Annotated in this window: 13 protein-coding genes and 1 pseudogene; 6 read left to right on the top strand and 8 right to left on the bottom strand. The window is 69.9% G+C overall.

Annotated features, from left to right (window positions below; all coding sequences use genetic code 11):
* Positions 1-108: 108 nt before the first annotated feature.
* From ACFVH0_RS15640 to ACFVH0_RS15625, 4 genes and pseudogenes are all read left to right on the top strand, one after another.
* Positions 109-810: a transketolase gene (locus tag ACFVH0_RS15640; protein ID WP_385820375.1), complete on the top strand. Its 702-nt coding sequence runs from the start codon at positions 109-111 to the stop codon at positions 808-810.
* Positions 811-864: 54 nt separating this feature from the next.
* Entirely contained in the window at positions 865-1,767 is a 903-nt protein-coding gene (locus ACFVH0_RS15635) for a transketolase family protein (RefSeq protein ID WP_385820373.1), read from the top strand.
* 170 nt (positions 1,768-1,937) lie between these two features.
* The gene (locus ACFVH0_RS15630) at positions 1,938-5,420 is read left to right on the top strand and encodes a ThuA domain-containing protein (RefSeq protein ID WP_385820371.1); all 3,483 of its coding nucleotides are present in this window, start codon (positions 1,938-1,940) and stop codon (positions 5,418-5,420) included.
* Between the two features lie 51 nt (positions 5,421-5,471).
* Positions 5,472-6,289, top strand: a pseudogene (locus ACFVH0_RS15625) (sugar phosphate isomerase/epimerase family protein).
* A gap of 61 nt (positions 6,290-6,350) precedes the next feature.
* Here ACFVH0_RS15625 and ACFVH0_RS15620 read toward each other — a convergent pair.
* The 3 genes from ACFVH0_RS15620 to ACFVH0_RS15610 form a co-directional block, all read right to left on the bottom strand.
* Entirely contained in the window at positions 6,351-7,175 is an 825-nt protein-coding gene (locus tag ACFVH0_RS15620; RefSeq protein ID WP_385820369.1) for an ABC transporter ATP-binding protein, read from the bottom strand.
* Positions 7,172-8,191, bottom strand: a complete 1,020-nt coding sequence (locus ACFVH0_RS15615; RefSeq protein ID WP_385820368.1) for an ABC transporter substrate-binding protein — start codon at positions 8,189-8,191, stop codon at positions 7,172-7,174. Before ACFVH0_RS15615 ends, ACFVH0_RS15620 begins: the two co-directional genes overlap by 4 nt.
* A 65-nt stretch (positions 8,192-8,256) precedes the next feature.
* Complete coding sequence (locus tag ACFVH0_RS15610; protein ID WP_385820366.1) at positions 8,257-9,120, bottom strand: ABC transporter permease; 864 nt, start codon at positions 9,118-9,120, stop codon at positions 8,257-8,259.
* Between the two features lie 247 nt (positions 9,121-9,367).
* Between ACFVH0_RS15610 and ACFVH0_RS15605 the strand changes: the two genes are divergently transcribed.
* Positions 9,368-10,393 (top strand): LacI family DNA-binding transcriptional regulator, encoded by a 1,026-nt coding sequence (locus tag ACFVH0_RS15605; protein ID WP_385820364.1) that lies wholly within the window; start codon positions 9,368-9,370, stop codon positions 10,391-10,393.
* Between the two features lie 118 nt (positions 10,394-10,511).
* Here ACFVH0_RS15605 and ACFVH0_RS15600 read toward each other — a convergent pair whose 3' ends face one another.
* From ACFVH0_RS15600 to ACFVH0_RS15580, 5 genes are all read right to left on the bottom strand, one after another.
* Positions 10,512-12,218 (bottom strand): right-handed parallel beta-helix repeat-containing protein, encoded by a 1,707-nt coding sequence (locus ACFVH0_RS15600; RefSeq protein WP_385820362.1) that lies wholly within the window; start codon positions 12,216-12,218, stop codon positions 10,512-10,514.
* A gap of 507 nt (positions 12,219-12,725) precedes the next feature.
* A complete protein-coding gene (locus tag ACFVH0_RS15595) occupies positions 12,726-14,192 on the bottom strand; it encodes a M1 family metallopeptidase (protein ID WP_385820360.1) in 1,467 nt (488 codons plus the stop codon).
* Entirely contained in the window at positions 14,189-15,862 is a 1,674-nt protein-coding gene (locus ACFVH0_RS15590; RefSeq protein WP_385820358.1) for an extracellular solute-binding protein, read from the bottom strand. The genes ACFVH0_RS15595 and ACFVH0_RS15590 overlap by 4 nt, the downstream gene beginning before the upstream one ends.
* A gap of 59 nt (positions 15,863-15,921) precedes the next feature.
* The gene (locus ACFVH0_RS15585; RefSeq protein ID WP_266918850.1) at positions 15,922-16,782 is read right to left on the bottom strand and encodes a carbohydrate ABC transporter permease; all 861 of its coding nucleotides are present in this window, start codon (positions 16,780-16,782) and stop codon (positions 15,922-15,924) included.
* A gap of 79 nt (positions 16,783-16,861) precedes the next feature.
* The gene (locus tag ACFVH0_RS15580; RefSeq protein WP_385820356.1) at positions 16,862-17,875 is read right to left on the bottom strand and encodes an ABC transporter permease; all 1,014 of its coding nucleotides are present in this window, start codon (positions 17,873-17,875) and stop codon (positions 16,862-16,864) included.
* Positions 17,876-18,214: 339 nt separating this feature from the next.
* Between ACFVH0_RS15580 and ACFVH0_RS15575 the strand changes: the two genes are divergently transcribed.
* On the top strand, positions 18,215-19,201 hold the full coding sequence (locus ACFVH0_RS15575; protein WP_385820354.1) for a hydroxyacid dehydrogenase: 987 nt from the start codon (positions 18,215-18,217) through the stop codon (positions 19,199-19,201).
* Positions 19,202-19,227 lie beyond the last annotated feature (26 nt).

Below are 19,227 nucleotides of genomic sequence, written 5' to 3'. Positions count from 1 at the left end.
GTTTCCCCCTGGCTGAACGCGCATGAGAACAATACCGCACTCGGGAGGGTGGTCACGAACGCCTTTACCGCTCGACCTCAACCATGCTTGATGTTCAACGCTGATCCCATGACGAACACCACCGACGCGCCGGCGCGCGACCACCGTGACATGAACCGCCTGATGAGCCTGATGACCGGGGCCGAGAAGCACGGCCCCGCCGCGACCTCCACCCTCGATGTCCTCCGGGTGCTGTACGACCGGGTACTGCGGGTGACGCCCGAGACCGTCGATGCGCCCGACCGCGACCGGTTCCTGCTGTCCAAGGGACACGGACCGATGGCGTACTACGCGGTACTGGCCGCGCACGGGTTCTTCGGCGAGGAGCTGCTGCCGGGGTTCGGGACGTACGACTCGCCGCTCGGGCACCATCCGGACCGGATGCTGGTGCCGGGGGCCGAGATCGGCAGCGGGTCGCTGGGGCACGGGCTGCCGCTGGCCGTGGGGAGCGTGCTCGGGCTGCGGGCGCAGGGGCTCACCGATCCCCGGGTGTGGGTGCTGATCGGCGATGCCGAGCTGGACGAGGGCAGCAATCACGAGGCGCTCGCCTACGCGGGCCCGGCCGGGCTGGAGCAGTTGCACACCGTGGTGATCGACAACGCCTCGTCCTCGTACGGGCGGCCCGGCGGGATCGCGGCCCGGTTCGAGGTGGCGGGCTGGTCGGTCGCCTCCGTCGACGGGCGGGACCACGAGGCGCTGTACGCGGCCTTCACCGCACCGCACCCCGGGCGGCCCCGGGCCGTGGTCGCGCACGTCGACCCCAAGCCCTGAACGCACCGGGCGAAGACCGAGGACACCGTACGCAACACGAGAGGGACACTTCAGATGGACACGATGCGTGACCGCTTCATCGCCACCACGTCGCGGCTGCTGGACGAGGACCCGCGCCTCGCCCTGGTCCTGGCCGAGATCAGCCGGGACGGCTTCGGCCCCGCCGCGCGGGCCCATCCGGACCGGGTCGTCAATGTGGGGATCAGGGAGCAGCTGCTGATCGGGGCGGGTGCCGGGATGGCCCTCACCGGGCTGCGGCCGATCGTGCACACCTTCGCCGGCTTTCTGGTGGAGCGGCCGTTCGAGCAGGTGAAGCTGGACTTCGGCCATCAGGGGGTGGGCGGGGTGCTGGTGAGCGCCGGAGGCTCGTACGACTGGCCGGCCGGCGGGTTCACCCATATGTCGCCGGGCGATGTCGCGCTGCTGGACACCCTCGACGGCTGGACGGTCCATGTGCCTGGCCACCCGGACGAGGCCGAGGAGCTGCTGCGCCGGGCCGCGGCCGGGGACGGCCGGGTGTACGTACGGCTGTCGGTGCAGTCCAACGAGCGGGCGCGGCCGGTCGGCCGGGGGGCCGGGTTCACCGCGGTGCGGGAGGGGACGGGCGGGGTGGTGATCGCGGTCGGGCCGATGCTCGACAACGCGCTCGCCGCGACCGAAGGGCTCGATGTGACGGTGCTGTACGCGACGACGGTGCGTCCGTTCGACGCGGCCGGGCTGCGCCGGGCGGTGGGCGATCACGGGCCCGCCGATGTGGTGATCGTCGAGCCGTATCTGGCGGGCACCTCGACCGCCGCCGCCAATGACGCGCTCGCCGAGCTGCCGCACCGTGTGCTGGGGCTCGGCGTGGGGCGGGCCGAGCTGCGCAAGTACGGGGAGATGGACGAGCACCTGGCCGCGCACGGGCTGGACGCGCAAGGGCTGCGGAAGCGGATCGCCGGCTTCCTGCGCGGCTGACCGGGGCGGGGCGGCCCCGGGCGGCGTCCGGGGCACCGGCAGCAGTGCGCAGTCACTCGGTGCCGTCCCGGCCCATTGACCCCATGGGGACGTCGACCTACGCTGAACGATGCACTTCAGAAAGCGCTTTCTAATCCCCGAAGTCGGCATCTACCGCACAGGGAGCGCCCATGAGTCATCACCCGTCGTACAGCCGCCCGTTACGGGGCCGCAGGTCTCCGTCGCCGCTCGTCGCCGTCACCGCTCTCCTGGCGTTGGTCGTCGGCCTGCTGGTGGCCACACCGCCCCGGGCCCACGCGGCACCCTTCCGGGTCCTGGTCTACTCCGAGGTCACCAACTTCAGGCACGACTCGATTCCGGCCGGGATCGACGCGGTCGAGAAGCTCGGCGCCGAGAACGGTTTCGAGGTCGAGGCCACCGAGGACTCCGCCGTCTTCAACGACACCGATCTCGCCCGGTTCCAGGCCATCGTGTTCAACAACACCAACTCCACGCCGGAGACAGGGGACTTGCTGAACGCAGCCGAGCGGACGGCCCTGCAGAAGTACATCCGTGCGGGCGGCGGCTGGGTCGGTCTGCACGCCGCGTCCGCCAGTGAGCGCGACTGGGACTGGTACGAGGGGCTGGTCGGTGCCGTCTTCGACCAGCACCCGGCCGTACAGACCGGCCGGGTCAAGGTCCTGGACCACGCCCACCCGTCCACCAAGGGCCTGCCGGACCTCTGGGAGCGCACCGAGGAGTGGTACAACTGGCGCACCAATCCGACCTCCAAGGTCCACACCCTCGCGCAGATCAAGGTCCGCGACGGAATCACGGGGCTCGACGAGGGCGTGGACCATCCGTGGTCCTGGTGCCAGAACTACGACGGCGGCCGCTCCTGGTTCACCGCGGGCGGCCACACCTCCTCGGCGTTCCAGGAGGAGGGCTTCGTCCGGCATCTGCTCGGCGGGATCGAGTGGGCGGCGGGTGCCGAGCAGGGTGACTGCACGGCGACCCGCACCGGCTCGTTCCAGCGGACCGCGCTGGCCACCGGTGATCTCGCCGACCCGTTCGAGCTGGCCGTCGCCCCCGACCGCCGGGTCTTCTTCGCCCAGCGCACCGGAAAGCTGAAGGTCATCGACCAGCGGACGATGAAGGTCTCGACCGCGCTGGACCTCGCGTACACACCGGAGATGACCAGTCAGTCCGACGGGCTGCTCGGTCTCGCCCTCGATCCCGGCTTCGCGAGCAACAACTGGCTGTATCTGCTGCATTCCGACAAGACCGAGAAGCAGCTGAACCTCTCCCGGTTCACCGTCACCGGCAATGCGGTCGATCCCGCTTCGGAGAAGCGGCTGTTGACGATTCCGACCTGGCGGGGCGAGGGCCGGGCCAATTCCCACATGGCCGGTTCGCTCGCCTTCGACAGGTCCGGCAACCTCTACGCGGCGACCGGGGACAACACCGATCCGTTCGCCTCGGACGGCTTCAACCCGATCGACGAGGGCCCCGGCCGGCGCGCCTGGGACGCCCAGGGCACCGCCGGCAACACCAATGACCTGCGCGGCAAGATCCTGCGCATCACACCACAGGACGAAGGCACCTACACCGTCCCGGCCGGCAACCTCTTCGCGCCCGGAACGGCGAAGACGCGCCCCGAGATCTACGCGATGGGGATGCGCAACCCCTTCCGGATCACCACCGATCCGCTGAGCGGTGCGCTGATGGTCGCCGACTACGGTCCGGACGCCAAGCAGGCGGTCGCCGACCGCGGCCCCGAGGGCACCGTCGAGTACACCCGCATCACCGAGGCGGGGAACTTCGGCTGGCCGTACTGCATCGGTGACAACACCCCTTTCAACGACTACGACTTCGCGGCGAAGAAGTCCGGCCCGAAGTTCGACTGCGCGGCGCTCGTCAATGACTCGCCGAACAACACCGGGCTGCGGGAGCTGCCGCCCGCCCGGCCGGCGACCGTCTGGTACGCGTACTCGGCCTCCGCCGAATTCCCCGAGCTCGGCACCGGGGGCGGCGGCCCGATGAGCGGCCCCGTGTACGACTACGACCCGGACAACACCTACCGGACCAAGTTCCCGGAGTACTTCGAAGGGAAGTGGATCAACTACGAGCTGACCCGGCGCTGGTTCAAGACGTTCTCCTTCCAGCAGCGGGACCAGTCGTTCGAGGATCCGCGGTTCGACCCGGTCAAGGCCGGTGAGCTCCAGTCCGTCAACGGCATCTTCGAGGACATGGAGTGGAACCAGCCCTTCGACGCGGACTTCGGCCCCGACGGGGCGCTGTACGTCATCGACTTCGGGCTCGGCAGCGGCACCGGCCGCGGTGGCAGCAACGAGGGTGCGGGGATCTACCGGATCGACTACGTCGGTGACGGACGGCTGCCCGACGCGAAGATCACCGCGAGCCGGGACAACGGCCCGGCGCCACTGACCATCGGCTTCTCCAGCGCCGGATCCGGACTGCCCGACGGCCGGCCGGTCTCTTACGCCTGGGACTTCGACGGGAACGGCACCACCGACTCGACCGACGCCGACCCCTCGTACACCTATCGCACGAAGGGGCTGTTCACGGCGCGGCTCACGGTCACCGGGCCCGGCGGGCTGACGGGGCAGGCCGTGCAGGACATCACCGTCGGCAACACCCGTCCGGAGGTGACCATCAAACAGCCGCCCAACGGCGGGATGTTCAGCTTCGGCGACACCATCCCGTTCACCGTGAAGGTCAAGGACGAGGAGGACGGGCGCGACGCGCCGATCGACTGCTCGCGGGTGGTGGTGCAGTCGCAGCTCGGACACGACACCCATCTGCATCCGCTCGACAACTACACCGGCTGCGCCGGAGAGATCGTCACGGACGCCGGGGACAGCCACGGTCCCGGACAGAACCTGTACTACGGCATCTCCGCCCAGTACCAGGACAAGGGCGCCCCGGGCGCACCCGCGCTCACCGGTTCCTCCTCGCTCACCCTGCGCACCACGTTCCGCGAGGCGGAGCACTTCACGGCGACCGGCGGCGCGCACGGCGGCGCGGTGACCGGGAGCAGGGCCGACGCCTCCGGCGGGAAGCGGCTGACGGAGATCGAGGACGGTGACTGGGTCGCCTTCGACCCGGTGAACCTGAAGAACATCGGGTCGGTGACCGTCGGTGCGGCCTCCGGCGGGCTCGGCGGCAGTGTGGAATTCCGGGCCGGATCCCCCACGGGCCCGTTGCTCGGCACCGTGTCCGTCCCCAACACCGGCGACTGGGGCAATGTCGTCTCGCCGACGACGGATCTGACCGGCCCCGCCGGCACCGTGAAGCTGTACGCCGTCTTCAGCAACCCGGAGTGGAGCGCCGACAAGGCCGACCTGTTCTCGGTCGACTGGCTGCACTTCAACGGGCGGGGGGCCGAGAAACGGCCGGGTACAAAGGTCGCGGTGACCGCGACCCCGCCGACCGGTGCGGCACCGCTCCTGGTGAAGCTGAGCAGCGCCGTCGAGCCGGTCGCCGGTCGCACGATCGCCGCGTACCACTGGGACTTCGGCGACGGAGCCGAGGCGGACGGCGCGACGGCCACGCACACCTACGGGCGCAAGGGCGCGTACACCGCGCATCTGACGGTCACCGACGACAAGGGCGACACGACCACCGGTTTCGTACGCATCGACGTGAGTTGAGAGGGGAGACCCCGCATGGACCGCACACGACGCACCTTCCTGGGCACGGCGATGGGTGCCGCCGCAGCCGCCGGGCTCGGCACCACCCCCGCCCTGGCCACCGGGTCCGGCCACCGGCGCATCCCGCCGTCCGGGATCGGCATGCACCTCTACACCATGCGTACGCCACTGGCCTCGGACTTCCGGGGCACCCTGGAGCGGCTGGCCGAGATCGGCTACGCCACGGTCGGGGTGAGCGGTCGCTTCGGGCACAGCTCGGCGGACATCCGGCGGATGCTCGACGGGGCGCGGCTGCGGGCCGTCCTCGAACACGTCGGCTATGACATCGTGACGGGGGCCGGACTTCCGCGGGCGCTGGAGGACATCCACACCCTGGGCGGCAGGTGGATCGTCGTGCCGAGCCTGCCAGGTCCGCTGCACAGTCCGGCCGGATACCGGGAAGTGGCAAGGGAGTTCAACCGGATCGGGCTCGCCGCCCGCGAGTCCGGGCTGAAGCTGCTGTACCACAATCACGGCACGGATCATCAGGTGGTCGACGGTGTCGCCCTGTACGACATCCTGCTCGCCGAGACCGACCCGGAGCTGGTCGGATTCGAGCTGGATCTGTACTGGGCGGCGAACGGCGGCGCCTCGGCGCCGGTGAGCTGTTCGTGCGCCATCCGCGTCGCTTCCCGGCGCTCCATGTGAAGGACATGGCGCCGGACGGGGATTTCGCGGATGTCGGTTCGGGGGTGCTGGACTTCCCGGCGATGTTCGACACGGCCCGGCAGGTCGGGGTGAAGCAGTGGCTGGTGGAGCATGACGCACCGGCCGATCCGTTCGCCTCGGCGCTGGCGAGCCACAGATATCTGTCCCGGCTTCGCTACTGAGCGGCTACGCCCGACGCCCCCGGTGCGCGTACCTCGCGGGCCGGGGGCGTCGGGTGCGGTGTCAGTCGTGCGCGGAGGCCGCCCCCAGCAGGTCGCGGACGCGGGCGGCAGCGTCCCGGAACTCCGGGCGGCCGAGCGTCTCGCCGTACTCCCGCTCCGGGTCGAGGCCCACGTCGATGATCTCCGAGATCGTGCCGGGGCGCGGGCTCATCACGACCACCCGGTCGGCCAGATAGACGGCCTCCGAGATGGAGTGGGTGACCAGCAGGACGGTGGTGCGGGTCTCCCGCCAGATGCGGTTCAGCTCCATGTTCAACTGCTCGCGGGTGAGCGCGTCCAGGGCGCCGAACGGCTCGTCCATCAGCAGCACCGGCGGTTCGTGCAGCAGCGCCCGGCACAACGCCACCCGTTGCTGCATCCCGCCGGAAAGCTCGTGCGGATACGCGTCCTCGAAACCTCCCAGTCCCGTCATCCGGATCAGTTCGTCCACCCGGGCGCGCGCCTGCGCCGTGGGCATCTTCCGGATCTCGGCCTGGAGCAGGATGTTGCGCCGCGCGGAGCGCCACTCCAGGAGGGCGGCGCGCTGGAACACGTAACCGATGTCGTGCCGCACCCCGTCGACCCGTCGGCCGCCGAGCCGGACCTCGCCCCCGGAGGGTTTCAGCAGGCCGGCGACCAGCTTGAGCAGCGTCGACTTGCCGCACCCGGACGGGCCGACGATGGCCACGAACTCGCCGGGGGCCACGTCCAGCGATACCCCGCTCAGCGCCGTGACGTCACGTTTCCTGCTGCGGAACCGGACCGCCACATCGGACAGGGCGACCGCCGCGGCGGTGGCGGGGGCCCGTGCCCCGGTCCTCGTCGCTCTCTGCTCGGGCATCATCATCCCTTCAGCGCCGTCTTCTCGTCCCAGTACTCCTCGACGGCCTCGGGGCTGCTCACCATGCCCGCCTCGGCGAAGACGTCGATGGTCTGCTGCCAGTCCGTCTTGTTGTTCACACCGGGTGCCTTCCCCTCGGTCGACGGGGTGTGCAGCAGAGTGAGCGTCGTCCTGAACTGCTCGGCCAGGACCGTCTTCGGGGGCAGTTGCCCGGAGGCTCCGTCCATGGCCGCGACCGCGGGCCCGGGGGCCTTCGCGGCGGCCGCCCACGACTCGCTGACCGCCTTCACCATGCGCCCGGCCAGCTCGGACCTCGATGTGAGGATCTTCTGCCCGGCGAGCAGACCGTTGGAGTAGAAGTTCAGCCCGTTCTCGGAGAACCGCAGATACGAGACCTGTTTCCTGGCCTTGTCCTGCATGGTGGGGCCCTGGTCGCTGGCATAGCCGAGCAGCCCGTCGGTCTTTCCGGAGATGACCGCGGCGATCTTGCCCGCCGGGTCGGTGTTCTGGACCTTGACATCGGACTCGCCGAGGCCGTTCTTCTTCAGGAAGATCGGGAAGGTCTTGGAGAGCGCGTCACCGGCGGTCCCGGCGATGGTCCTGCCCTTGAGCCCGGCCGGCGAGCCGATGCCCTCGGCCGCGAAGGACTGCACCGATGCCGGGGTGGTCTGGAGGAAGACCCCGAGGCTCTTCACCTGGACGCCCTGGTCGACACCGGCCAGCAGCGCGGGGGTGTCGGCCCAGCCGAAGTCGGTCTGTCCGGCGGCGGTGGCCTGCACCGTCTTCTGCGAGCCCTGGCCCGCCCGGATGTCGAGATCGATGCCGTGCTTCTCGAAGATCTTCTGCTGCTTGCCGTAGTAGAACGGCGCGTGTTCGCCGTACGGGTACCAGTTGAGGGTCAGTGTGACCCTGTCCAGCTTCTTGCCCGATTCGCTGGTGGTGGTGGACGCGTCGTTGCCACCGCAGGCCGTGGCCAGCAGGACGAGGGGGACGACACCGGTCAGGAGTCTGCGCGCATGCATGGGCTGGCCCTTCTCGCGACGAGGTCGGTACGGCGAAGTGGGTGTGCGGAACCGGTCGGACGGAGTCAGTACGTGGTGGTGGCGGAGGTGTCGCGGCGGCTGGCGTGCCACGGGAGCAGCAGCATCTCGGCGAGCTCGACGGCGATGAAGAGGACGACCCCGATGAGGGACATCACGAGCAGTCCGGCGAAGAGCATCGGGGTGTCGAGGTTGCCGTTGGCCTGGAGGATCACATAGCCCAGGCCCTCGTTGGCGCCGACGAACTCGCCGACGACCGCGCCGGTGACCGCCAGGGTGACCGCGACCTTGAGCCCGGAGAACAGGTGCGGGAGCGAGGCCGGGAAGCGGATCTTGAGGAAGGTCTGCCAGGGCCCCGCGCCCATCGTCGCCGAAAGCTGGAGCGTCTCCGGGTCGACCGCCTTGAGGCCGGTGACCATCGAGATCACCACGGGGAAGAACGCGATGAGGACCGCGATGAGGATCTTCGGGCCGATCCCGAAGCCGAGCCAGACGACGAACAGCGGTGCGATCGCGATCTTCGGCACGACCTGGGCGAACAGCAGGACGGGGTAGAGCGTGCGCTCGACGGTCGAGGAGTACACCATGACCACCGCGGCCAGGACGCCGACGACCCCGGCGATCAGGAAGCCGAGCAGCGTCTCGTAGGTGGTCACCCAGGTGTGCTGCCAGAGGTAGTCGGCCTTGCCGGTCAGGACGTCGAGGGTCGCGCCGGGGGACGGTACGAGATAGGGCTTCACCAGCTCAGCCGCGGAGATCACCCACCACACCGCGAAACAGGCGAGCAGCAGGGCGAGGGGGCGCCAGCTCCGCTCGGCCGCTCGCGCGAACCGCTCCCCCGCCGAGGGCCCGGCCCGCCGGACCACTCCGCTCGCCTCGGCCGGTCTCTTGGTCAACGCGCTCTGGCTCACTGTGAACTCCCTGCACTTCGGGGGCAGTTGTGGAGAGCTGTGCGATCCTGCGGTGACGAGAAGGCGCTTTCAGAAAGCGCTTTCTGATAGGGTTTTCGCCACGCTAATGACTGCCTGCACGCACGGTCAATAGGTCGTCGACAAGTTTCGGGGGCCCCCCACCACCGCGCCCTTGGGGGTCGAGTTGAGTGAAAACGGAGCATCGCACCATCCCGGGCCGCACGACGGCCGCCCCACGACCGGGCCCGTGACGCTCGACGCCGTGGCCCGGGAGGCCGGTGTCTCCCCCGCCACCGCTTCGCGCGCCCTCAACGGCACGGCCCGGGTGCGGGAGGATCTGTGCGAGCGGGTACGGGCGGCGGCCGGCCGGCTCGGGTACATCCCCAACGCCCATGCCCAGGCGCTCGCCAATGCCACCAACAACCGTACGGTGGGCGTGATCTGTCACGACGTCAGCGATCCGTACTTCGCCGCCGTGTCGAGCGGGGTGATGCGGGCCGCGGCCGAGCAGGGTCTGCTGGTGATGCTCGCCTCCACCTTCCGGGAGCCGGCCCGGGAGATCACCTATGTGTCGATGCTGCGGGCCCAGCGCGCCAGGGCGATCCTGCTCATCGGCTCCGGCATCCAGGACCGGGCGTGGGAGCGGGCGCTGGATGCCGAACTGGAGCCGTACGTCCGCGTCGGCGGGCGGGTGGCCGTCGTCAGCCGGCACCGCAGTCTGCGGGTGGACACCGTGCAGCCGGAGAACCGGGCGGGGGCGGCCGCGCTCGCCAGGACGCTGGCGGGCCTCGGACACCGGTCGTTCGCGGTGCTCACCGGGCCGCCCGCGCTGACCACCGTCTCCGACCGGCTCGCGGGCTTCCGGGAGGGGCTGGCGGAGGCGGGGATCGGCCTCGGCCGAGTGGTGGAGGGCGCGTTCACCCGGGACGGCGGGTATGCGGCGGCCCGTCGGCTGCTGGCCTGCGACGGGCCGCGGCCGACCTGTGTGTTCGCGGTCACCGATGTGATGGCGGTGGGGGCGCTCGCCGCGCTGCGGGAGGCGGGGCTGCGGGTGCCGGAGGATGTCTCGCTGGCCGGTTTCGACGACATTCCGCTGGTACGGGAGCTGTCACCGGCGCTCACCACGGTGGCGCTGCCGCTGACCACGATGGGCGAGAACGTGATCGCGCTGGCCCTGCGGGAGCGTACCGCGGGGCGGCGGGCCCGGGTGGTACGGGTGGCCGGCGAGGTGGTGGTGCGGGAGAGCACGGCGACGCCGCCGGTGGTGGTGTGACCGGCGGCGTCGCTGTGCTGTGCTGCGCTGTGTTGCGGTGTGTTGTGTTGCGTTGCGGCGTGTTGTGTTGTGGCCCGTGTCGCCGGGCGGCTCCGGGCCCGGGGACACGGAGAAACCACTACGGGTGGACGAGCACCTGGGACAGTGCCACGCGGCCGGTGCCCGAGGTCACGATCCGCACCGTGCGGGTGCGGCTGTCCAGGTCCAGGACCGTCGGGCGCAGTGCCTTCCCGCTGACATGGATCGTTCCGTCGTCCGTGACCACGTCGAAGTCGGCGGTCGTGGAGGAGGAGTTGTTCCAGATCTCGATCTGCCGGATCCGCCGCTCGGCGCCCAGGTCGACCTGCCACCAGGCGCCCGCCTCGGACAGGGTGCGGGTGTCCGTGTTGGTGTCGCCGTCCAGGGCCAGTGCCGCGCCCGCCGTGCCCTCGGTGGAGGACTGGGTGGCGGTGCCGGTACGGGCCAGGTCGCTCCGCAACTGCTCGACGGGGCCGCCGTGGGCGCCTGCCCGGCTCGCGACGGCGAGCGCCTCGGCCGGCAGCCGGTCCAGGCCGGTGAGGTTGTCCGTCATGACCGAGCCCCTGCCGCCGAGTGCGGGCGCGGCGGTGTCGGTCCAGTTGCCCCGGGCGGTGTTCTCGATGCCGTAGTCCGCCCAGTTGGAGACCCACTTGTACCCGATCCGGGTGATGACATTGCGTTCGACGCGGATGTGCGAGGACTGCTCGTCGAGGTAGATGCCATTGCCGTCGCGCTCGGTGTTGCCGAAGGCGGAGCGGTTGATGTAGTTGCCGGAGAGGACCGTGCCCGGCTGGGCGCCCTGGGTGTAGATGGCCCCGCCGTCGTGCTGCTCCTGTGCGACCTCCATGACGTCGGTGATCCGGTTGCCGGTCACCTTGTTGTCACGCAGGACGGACTTCTGGGACTCGGGCTGGTTCCAGCCCCAGCCGACCGAGATCCCGGAGTACGGGAGGTGGTCCAGGCTGTTGTGGTCGATGGTCAGCCCGGCCTCGTACCCGGCCCAGATGCCCACCGAGTCGGTGTACTCGACACCGGAGCGGGTGATGGTGTTGTACGCGACGGTGTTGCGCTCCCCCGCGAGCGCCGCCGACGGCATGGGCTCGGTGTCGCCGACGTAGACGGCGCCGGAGGACAGGTCGGTGAAGGACGAGCGGGTCACGGAGCTGTCCTTGGTGCCCGCTTCGAGGATCGCGCCTGCTCCGCCGAGCCGGCTGAACCGGGTGTTCTCGATGCTGATGTGCTGTCCGCCGCGGACGGTCACCGCTGCGGACGGCTTGGTGTAGAAGCGGCCGGCGTGGTCGACGGGGCCGGTGGCTCCGGTCAGGGTGAGACCGGCCTGCATGCCCGCGTAGCCCTCGTCGGTGCCCGGCTGACGGTACGCCGCGTACGCGAAGCCGATTCCGCTGACGGTGACGTCGTGGGCGCCGTCGACGACGAGCAGCTGTTCGGTGTGCGGGGTGACGGCCTGCGCGCGGCGCATGTTCTCGCCCTTGCGCGGAAGGTAGGTGACGGTGCGGTCCTTCGAGTTCCAGACGAACTCGCCGGGTCGGTCGAGGAGTTCGGGGGCGTTCTCGAAGAAGGCGACGCCGCTGTAGCGGGTGGAGTCGACCGTGGTGGAGTCCCAGGCGGGGCCGGTGCGGTCGGTGCCGCTCGCCGAGTTGGTCCAGCAGGGCTGGGCGAAGGTCATGACGTCGCCGTTCACGGCCGCGATCCGGCAGTGGTAGTTGCGCCAGCGGACCCGGATGACGGCTTCGGCGTCGGTGGGGCGCTGCCACTCGGCGATGCCCGTCGCGACCGCGCCGGTCATGCCGGTCTTCGTGGCGTCGCAGGTGCTCGCCGCGCAGGCCTCGCCGCGGGCGGGGGTGGCGCGCCTGCCGTCGACGAAGAGCTGGCGGGGGGTGACGCCGGCCGGGACCTCGGCGGTCCAGGTGCCGTCGGTGTTCTGCCGCCAGCCGGTGATGTCCTGTCCGCCGGAGAGGACGGGGCGGGCGCCCGGGGCCGCGCTCCAGGTGACGGTGTGGCCGTCCTTCCCGGAGTCGGCGGCGCCGAGCCTGAGCGGTTCGTCGAGCTTGTACGTGCCGTTCTTCAGCAGGACGCGGACATCGCGCCCGGGTCTCGGTGCGGGCCCGGTCGCGGGCGCCCTCGGGGGTGCAGGGGCGGGCGACCGTGCAGGAGCTGCCGTGTCCGTCCGGGGCCGCGTACAGGGTGCGGGTGCCGGGTGCGGCCTGGGCGGTGGGGGCGGCGAGGAGTGCGGCCAGGAAGGCGGCGGTGGCGGCAGCGGCGGTTCCTCGTACGGTGTTCAGGGGGCGGCGGTTCACGCGGAGGCCTTCCAGTCGGGGTGGCCGGGCATGGGCGGGTTCACGGCTCCGAAGAGCCAGTCGCGCAGGAACGGGTCGAGGGAGGAGTCGCGGGTGACGTCGACGGTGTGCCGGATGAACGCCTCGCTGGTGTAGGTGGAATCCTTGAAGCGCTTCACCCACTCGCGCATGACCTTGTCGAACTTCGGCCGACCGATCCGGAGGCTGAGGGCGTACAGGACCAGGGCGCCGCCGTCGTAGATGTTGGTGCCGCCGAGCGCCTTGGGCAGTCCGGGCGGGCCGTCGGTGGTGCGGACCGCGTCGAGCTTCTCGTACGTCGCCTTCATTTTTTCCTCGAAGACCGACCAGCCGCGTTCCTCGCCGTACAGGCCGGCGTAGTACACGGCGGGGCCCTCGTTGAGCCAGGCCTGCTGCCAGTCGTTCGGAGTGACGGAGTCGCCGAACCACTGGTGGACCAGTTCGTGGACCATGGTGGTCTCGTAGCCCGGCCGGCCGTTGGCATTGAGCTTGAACCAGTTGGTGGAGAACAGGGAGAGGGTCTGGTTCTCCAGGGCGTCGGTGTAGCCGTCGTAGATGTGGACGCCGTAGACGGAGAACGGGTAGCGGCCGAACTTCGCCTCCAGCCAGGCCAGATGGTCGGCGGTGCGGGCGACGATCGGACCGTACTTGTCCTCCTGGCCCTGCGGGACGATGTGCCGAAGGGGCAGTCCGCGGTGACTGGTGCCGTAGAGATAGGTGCCCTTGACGACGGCGATGCCGATGAGTTCGGTCGCCATGCGCTCGCGGAGGGCGAAGTGCCAGACGGTGGAGCCGTCGCCTCGCGGGGTCCTGTGGAGGAGTTCGCCGTTGGCGGCGGCGACATAGCCCTGCGGGGCGCTGATGTGGAAGGTCCACGTCGCCTTGTCGGACGGGGTGTCGTTGCAGGGCAGGAAGGTGTCGGCGCGGGAGGACTGGGCGGCGGAGGCGAAGCCGCCGTCGGTGCCGAACTTCCAGCCGGACAGGCCGAGTCGGGGCGCCTTGCCGTTGCCCCGGTAGCGGACCTCGGTGGTGAACGCCTGCCCGTTGTGGAGCGGTCGGGCGGGGGTGATGGTGAATTCCTGGCCGCTCTTGCCCGGTGAGAGCGCCCAGGTGGCGGGGCGCCCGGCGACGGTGACGGAGTCGATGGTGTGTCCGTCGGTGTCCAGGTTGAACGCGGAGAGGTCCTGGGTGGCTCTGGCGTTGATTCGCACCACGGCGGTGAAGTCGTAGGTGACCGGGGTGAAGTCGAAGGTCAGGTCGTAGTGGACGACCTGGTAGCCGCCGTTGCCGAGGGTCGGGAAGAGCGGGTCGCCGACACCGTCCGAGCCGGGCTTCGGGTCGAAGCCGTGCGGCCGGGCGGAGGCGGGCGAGCCGAGGGCCGGTACGGCGACGGCCGCGGCCACCGCCGCGCCGCCGAGCTTCAGGGCCGAGCGTCGGGTCGTCACTTCTTCCCCTTCTGGAAGGCTTCCTCGAACTCGCCGCGGGCCTGCTCGCCGCCCTTGGCCAGGTAGTCCTTGACGAGCCGGTCGTAGGCGGACATCGGCTTGCGGCCGGAGATGATGTCCTTCAGCGCGTCCCCCTTCAGCGTGTTGAGGCTGCCGGAGCCCTTGGAGTCCCAGGTGGGCGAGGAGTACTGGAGCGTCGGGTCCGGCTCCATCATCGGGATCATCCTGGTGAAGGTGTCGTGCACGTGGCGGACGCCCTGCTCGGAGTCGGCGCTGAAGACGGCGGGGACGGCGGAGGCCATGAACTTCCAGGGCACGGTGACGTCCTGGGTGCCCTGCTTGGTGAGCGCCGGGTTGCCCTTGGCGTCGCGGGTGAAGTCCTTGCCCTCGATGCCGTAGTTGATGAGGGTGTACTCCTGGCTGCCGAACGGGGACGCGGCGAAGTCGGCGAGGGCCAGGATCTCCTTGACCCGGTCCCCGGACGCCTTCTTGATGTGGGTGTTCTGGAGCGAGATGTTGTCCATCCAGGCGACGGCGTCCTTGCCGACCGGCACGAACGGGCGCGGGTCGTACTTCTTGTCGATCGCCTTCATCGCGGCGATGTAACCGACACCGGGCGCCAGGTAGGTGGGCATCCCGTCGTAGACGTAGGCGCCCTTGCCGTTCTTGAACATGTCCGTGTACTGGGCCTTCTGCGCCCCGGACATCTGGAGGGTGCCCGGGTAGTAACAGCCGGCCTTGTACAGCAGCCGGGCGGTCTCCACCGCCTTGCGGTACTCCGGGGTCTCCAGGTCGACGGTGAACTTGCCGGTCTTCTCGTCCAGCCGCCAGAAGTTGGGCGCGCCCGCGGACATGGCGAGCATGCTGGTGGCGCCCGCGATGATGGCGTACTGGTCCTTCTTGGGCCGGGTCAGCTCCTTGCAGACCTCGACGAACCGGTCGAGGTCGGTGATCTGGTCGAGGCTGGTGACGCCGACCTCCTCGAACAGGTCGTGGCGGTACACGCCGGCGCCGCCGGTGCCGGTGCGGGCGATCGGGATGCCGTAGAGCTTCCCGCCGAAGATGGCGGACTGCCAGGCGCCCTTCGGGATCGCGGCCAGGTTCGGGTAGTCCTTGACCTTGTCACCGGCGAGGTACGGGGTCAGGTCGGCGCACTTGGCCTGGAGGAAGGCGGCCTTGTTGTCGACGCCGCCGCTCTCCGGGTACATGAAGAGGTCGGGCAGGCTGTCGCTGGCGACCATGGTGGAGAACTTGGTGCCGTAGTCGTCGGCGGGGACGGCGGTGATGTTCACCTGGCCGCCGAGCAGCTTCTCGATCTCCTGCCAGGCGACGTTGCTGCCGCGGGCGGGCGGCGGCGGGGAGAAGGTCTCCATCGTCGCGCTGATCGGCTTCGCGCCCTTGAGCGGGGTGTTCTTCGTGGCGCGCAGCGGCTTGGCCGGGTAGCTGAAGTAGCCCTGCGGAACGCCGGCCGCGGTGCCCGCCAGGTCGGGGTTGAGGCCGATGTTGCGGACCGCGGTGTCAGGGAGCAGCGAGGCGCTCTTGGCCTCCGCCTTCGCGGTCGTGCCGCCGTCGCCGCAGGCGGCGAGCAGCGGGGCGGCGGCCAGTCCCAGACCGACGCCCGCACCCATGCGGAACAGTGCTCTGCGATTGATGGGGGTGGAGCTCGACACCTGAATCTCCTTGGGAGAGGGGAAGGAAGGAGTGGGGGGCGGTGTGGCGGTGGCTGTGCTCAGCCCTTGACGGCGCCGGTGAGCACGCCCTTGGTGAAGTAGCGCTGGAGGAACGGGTAGACGCAGAGGATCGGTACGACGGCGATCACCAGGACCGCCATCTGTACGGCCTGCTGCGGGGCGAGCACCTCGCCTGCCGACGCGGCGTTCAGGCTCTGGCCCTGGAGCACGTAGGTGCGCAGCACCATCGGCAGCGGCCACTTGTCGGAGTCGTTGAGGTACAGGAGCGAGTTGAAGAAGGCGTTCCAGTACGTCACCGCGTAGAAGAGGCTGATCACGGCGAGGACGGCCTTGGACAGCGGCAGCACGATCCGCACCAGGATGCGGAAATCGCCGGCCCCGTCGACCTTCGCGGCGTCGTACAGCTCGTCCGGCAGGTTCATGAAGAAGGACCGCAGGACGACCAGGTTGAACGCGCTGACCAGGGTGGGCATGACGAGCGCCGCATAGGTGTCGTACAGGCCGAGGCCCTTGACCAGCAGGAAGTTCGGAATGATGCCCGCGTTGAAGAGCATCGTGAACAGGGCCGTCATCAGGATGAAGCGGGAGCCGGTGACGTCGCGGCGGGAGAGCCCGTACGCCATGCCCACGGTGACCAGGAGGCTGGCGAGGGTGCCGAGGACCGTGATGCCCACGGAGACGATCAGCGCGCGGGTGACGACTCCGCCGGTGAAGATGGTGCGGTAGGCGTCCAGGGTGGGGTGGTCGGGCCACAGGACGAGGCCGGAGCTCTTGATGATGTCGGTCTGCGAGGCGAAGCTCGTACCGATGACGCCGACCAGTGGGTAGGCGACGGCGAGGACGACCACGACGATGGCTATCGCCTTGGCGGTCTGTCCGATACGGGTCGGCCGTTCCATCCACGGGGGCCGGCCGTCGGACTTCCGTGCGGCGGGCGGGGGCGCCGGTGCGGTGGATTCCGTAGTGGCGCGCGTCTTCTCAGCGGTCAGCACCGCGGTACACCCCTTCGTGGCCGAGTCGGTGGGCGAACTTGTTCGCGCCCAGGACGAGTGCGGTGCCGATGACCGCCTTGACGAGTCCGACGGCGGCGGCGACGCCCCAGTCGTTGTCCTTGATGCCGTGGTAGTAGACGTACGTGTCGAGGACCTCACCGGCGTCCGGACCGACCGCGTCGCGCTGGAGCAGGATCTGCTCGAAGCCGACGGAGAGGATCTGCCCGAGGTTGAGGATGAGCAGCAGGATGAGTACGGGCGCGATGCCCGGCAGGGTCACGTGCCACAGGCGGCGTCGTGGTCCGGCACCGTCGATGGCGGCGGCCTCGTACTGCTGCTTGTCGATGTTCAGCAGCGCGGCGAGGATGATGATCGTGCCCCAGCCGGCGTCCTTCCAGGCCACCTGGAGGGTCAGCAGCCAGGGGAAGGCGTCGGGGTCGCTCATCATGTCGTAGCGCGGCAGCCCCATTCCCCCGAGGACGTCGGGCAGGAGCCCGGCACCGCCCAGGATCTGCTGGAAGATCGAGACGATGATGACCCAGCCGATGAAGTGCGGCAGATAGACGACGCTCTGCACGAACCGTCTGATCCGGTCGCTGGCGATGCTGTTGAGCAGCAGGGCCAGGGCGATCGGGATCGGGAAGAAGAACACCAGCTGGACGAGGGCGATCTCCAGGGTGTTGAAGGTCGCGGACCAGAAGGCCGGTTCACCGAACGCCGCGGAGAAGTTGGCGAACCCCACCCAGACGCTGTGCATGTAGCCGAGGTACGGCTGGTAGTCCTGGAACGCCACGACGTAGCCGAGCAGCGGTACGTAGTGGAAAACGACGAAGTACAGCAGACCGGGCAGGGTGAGCAGCAACATCACCCGGTCCCGCTTGATCCGCTGCCAGAGGCTCAGCCGGTGCTGTGCGGCGACGGCCCCGGCAGCGGGCGGGGAGGGTGTTTCAGCCTTCTGCCGCCGCTTTTCCCGCGGCAACGGGGGTGCTGTTTCAGCCATGGTGCGTCCTGTTCGGCTGGGTGGCGCGTGGTGGGCCTTCTGGGGCCGCAAGTTAGTAAGCGGTTAACCCAAGCGTCAAGAGATCCGGGCAAACGTCGTTGAGTCGCGATGTCCCGGCGGCCGAATCCAGCACCTCGAAACCGTAAATATGTTGCCTAAATGGACAGTTGCAGCGAGCAGGAGCTTGACGGTCGGCCATCACGCTCCTTAGCGTGCCGGTCATTCCATAGAACGCGATTACTGTCCGGAGGCAGGGTGCGAACCACCGAAGAGGCACCGGCACATTCCGGTAGCGACGCCGCGACACCGTCCCCGCGACGGCCGCGCACGCTCCTGGTCATGAGCCCCGGGCTGCTCGACGACGTCTTTCCGCCGCCGGTCCGAGCCCGCCTGGAGGAGACCGCCGACCTGCTGAACCCGTCCGTGATCAGCGAGTTCGACTCCCCGGAGGCCTCGGCGGCGCTGGGCTCGGCGGAGGTACTGCTCACCGGCTGGGGCTGCCCGCCCGTCGATGCCGGACTGCTGGACCGGGCGCCCGCGCTGCGTGCCGTGATCCATGCGGCCGGCACGGTGAAAACGTTTCTGTCCCCGGTTGCGTTCGATCGCGGGATCGTCGTCTCGTCGGCCGCCGCCGCCAACGCGGTGCCTGTCGCGGAGTTCACCCTGGCGGCGATCATCATGGGCGCCAAGCGGGTGTTCCCGCTGGCCGGGCTCTTCCACACCCGGCGCACCCACCGCACCCGCGCCGACCTCGACCGGCAGCACTGGCTCGGCACGCACGGGCTGACCATCGGTGTCGTCGGGGCCTCCCGGATCGGCCGCCGGGTCATCGAGATGCTCCGGGTGCTCGACGCGGAGGTACTGCTCCACGACCCCTACGTCAGTGCCGCCGAGGCGGAGCTGCTCGGCGTCACCCCGACCGATCTCGACACCCTGGTGGCGACCAGCGACGTGGTGACCGTGCACGCCCCGGACACCACGGAGACCCGCGGGATGATCGACGCCCGGCGGATCGGCCTGATGCGCCCCGGCACCCTGCTCGTCAACACCGCGCGCGGCCGGCTGGTGGACACCGAGGCGCTGACCGGGCACCTGGTCAGCGGGCGGCTGGACGCGGTCCTCGACGTGACGTCGCCCGAGCCGCTGCCGGACGGCCACCCCCTGTGGGACCTGCCCAACGTCTTCCTCACCCCGCATCTGGCGGGCGCCCAGGGCAACGAGGTGGGACGGCTGGGGGCGCTCGCGGTCGACGAGCTGGTCCGGTACGCGCACGGCTCGCCGTTCGCCCACCCGGTGCACCGGGACGACCTGGGGAGGATCGCGTGAGTGCCGTCGCCCAGGCGGGCACGAGG

Source organism: Streptomyces sp. NPDC127117 (assembly GCF_042677325.1).
In the GTDB taxonomy this organism is placed as follows: Bacteria; Actinomycetota; Actinomycetes; order Streptomycetales; family Streptomycetaceae; genus Streptomyces.
Note: the sequence above shows the minus strand (reverse complement) of the source record. Positions and strands in the feature narration are given on the sequence as shown.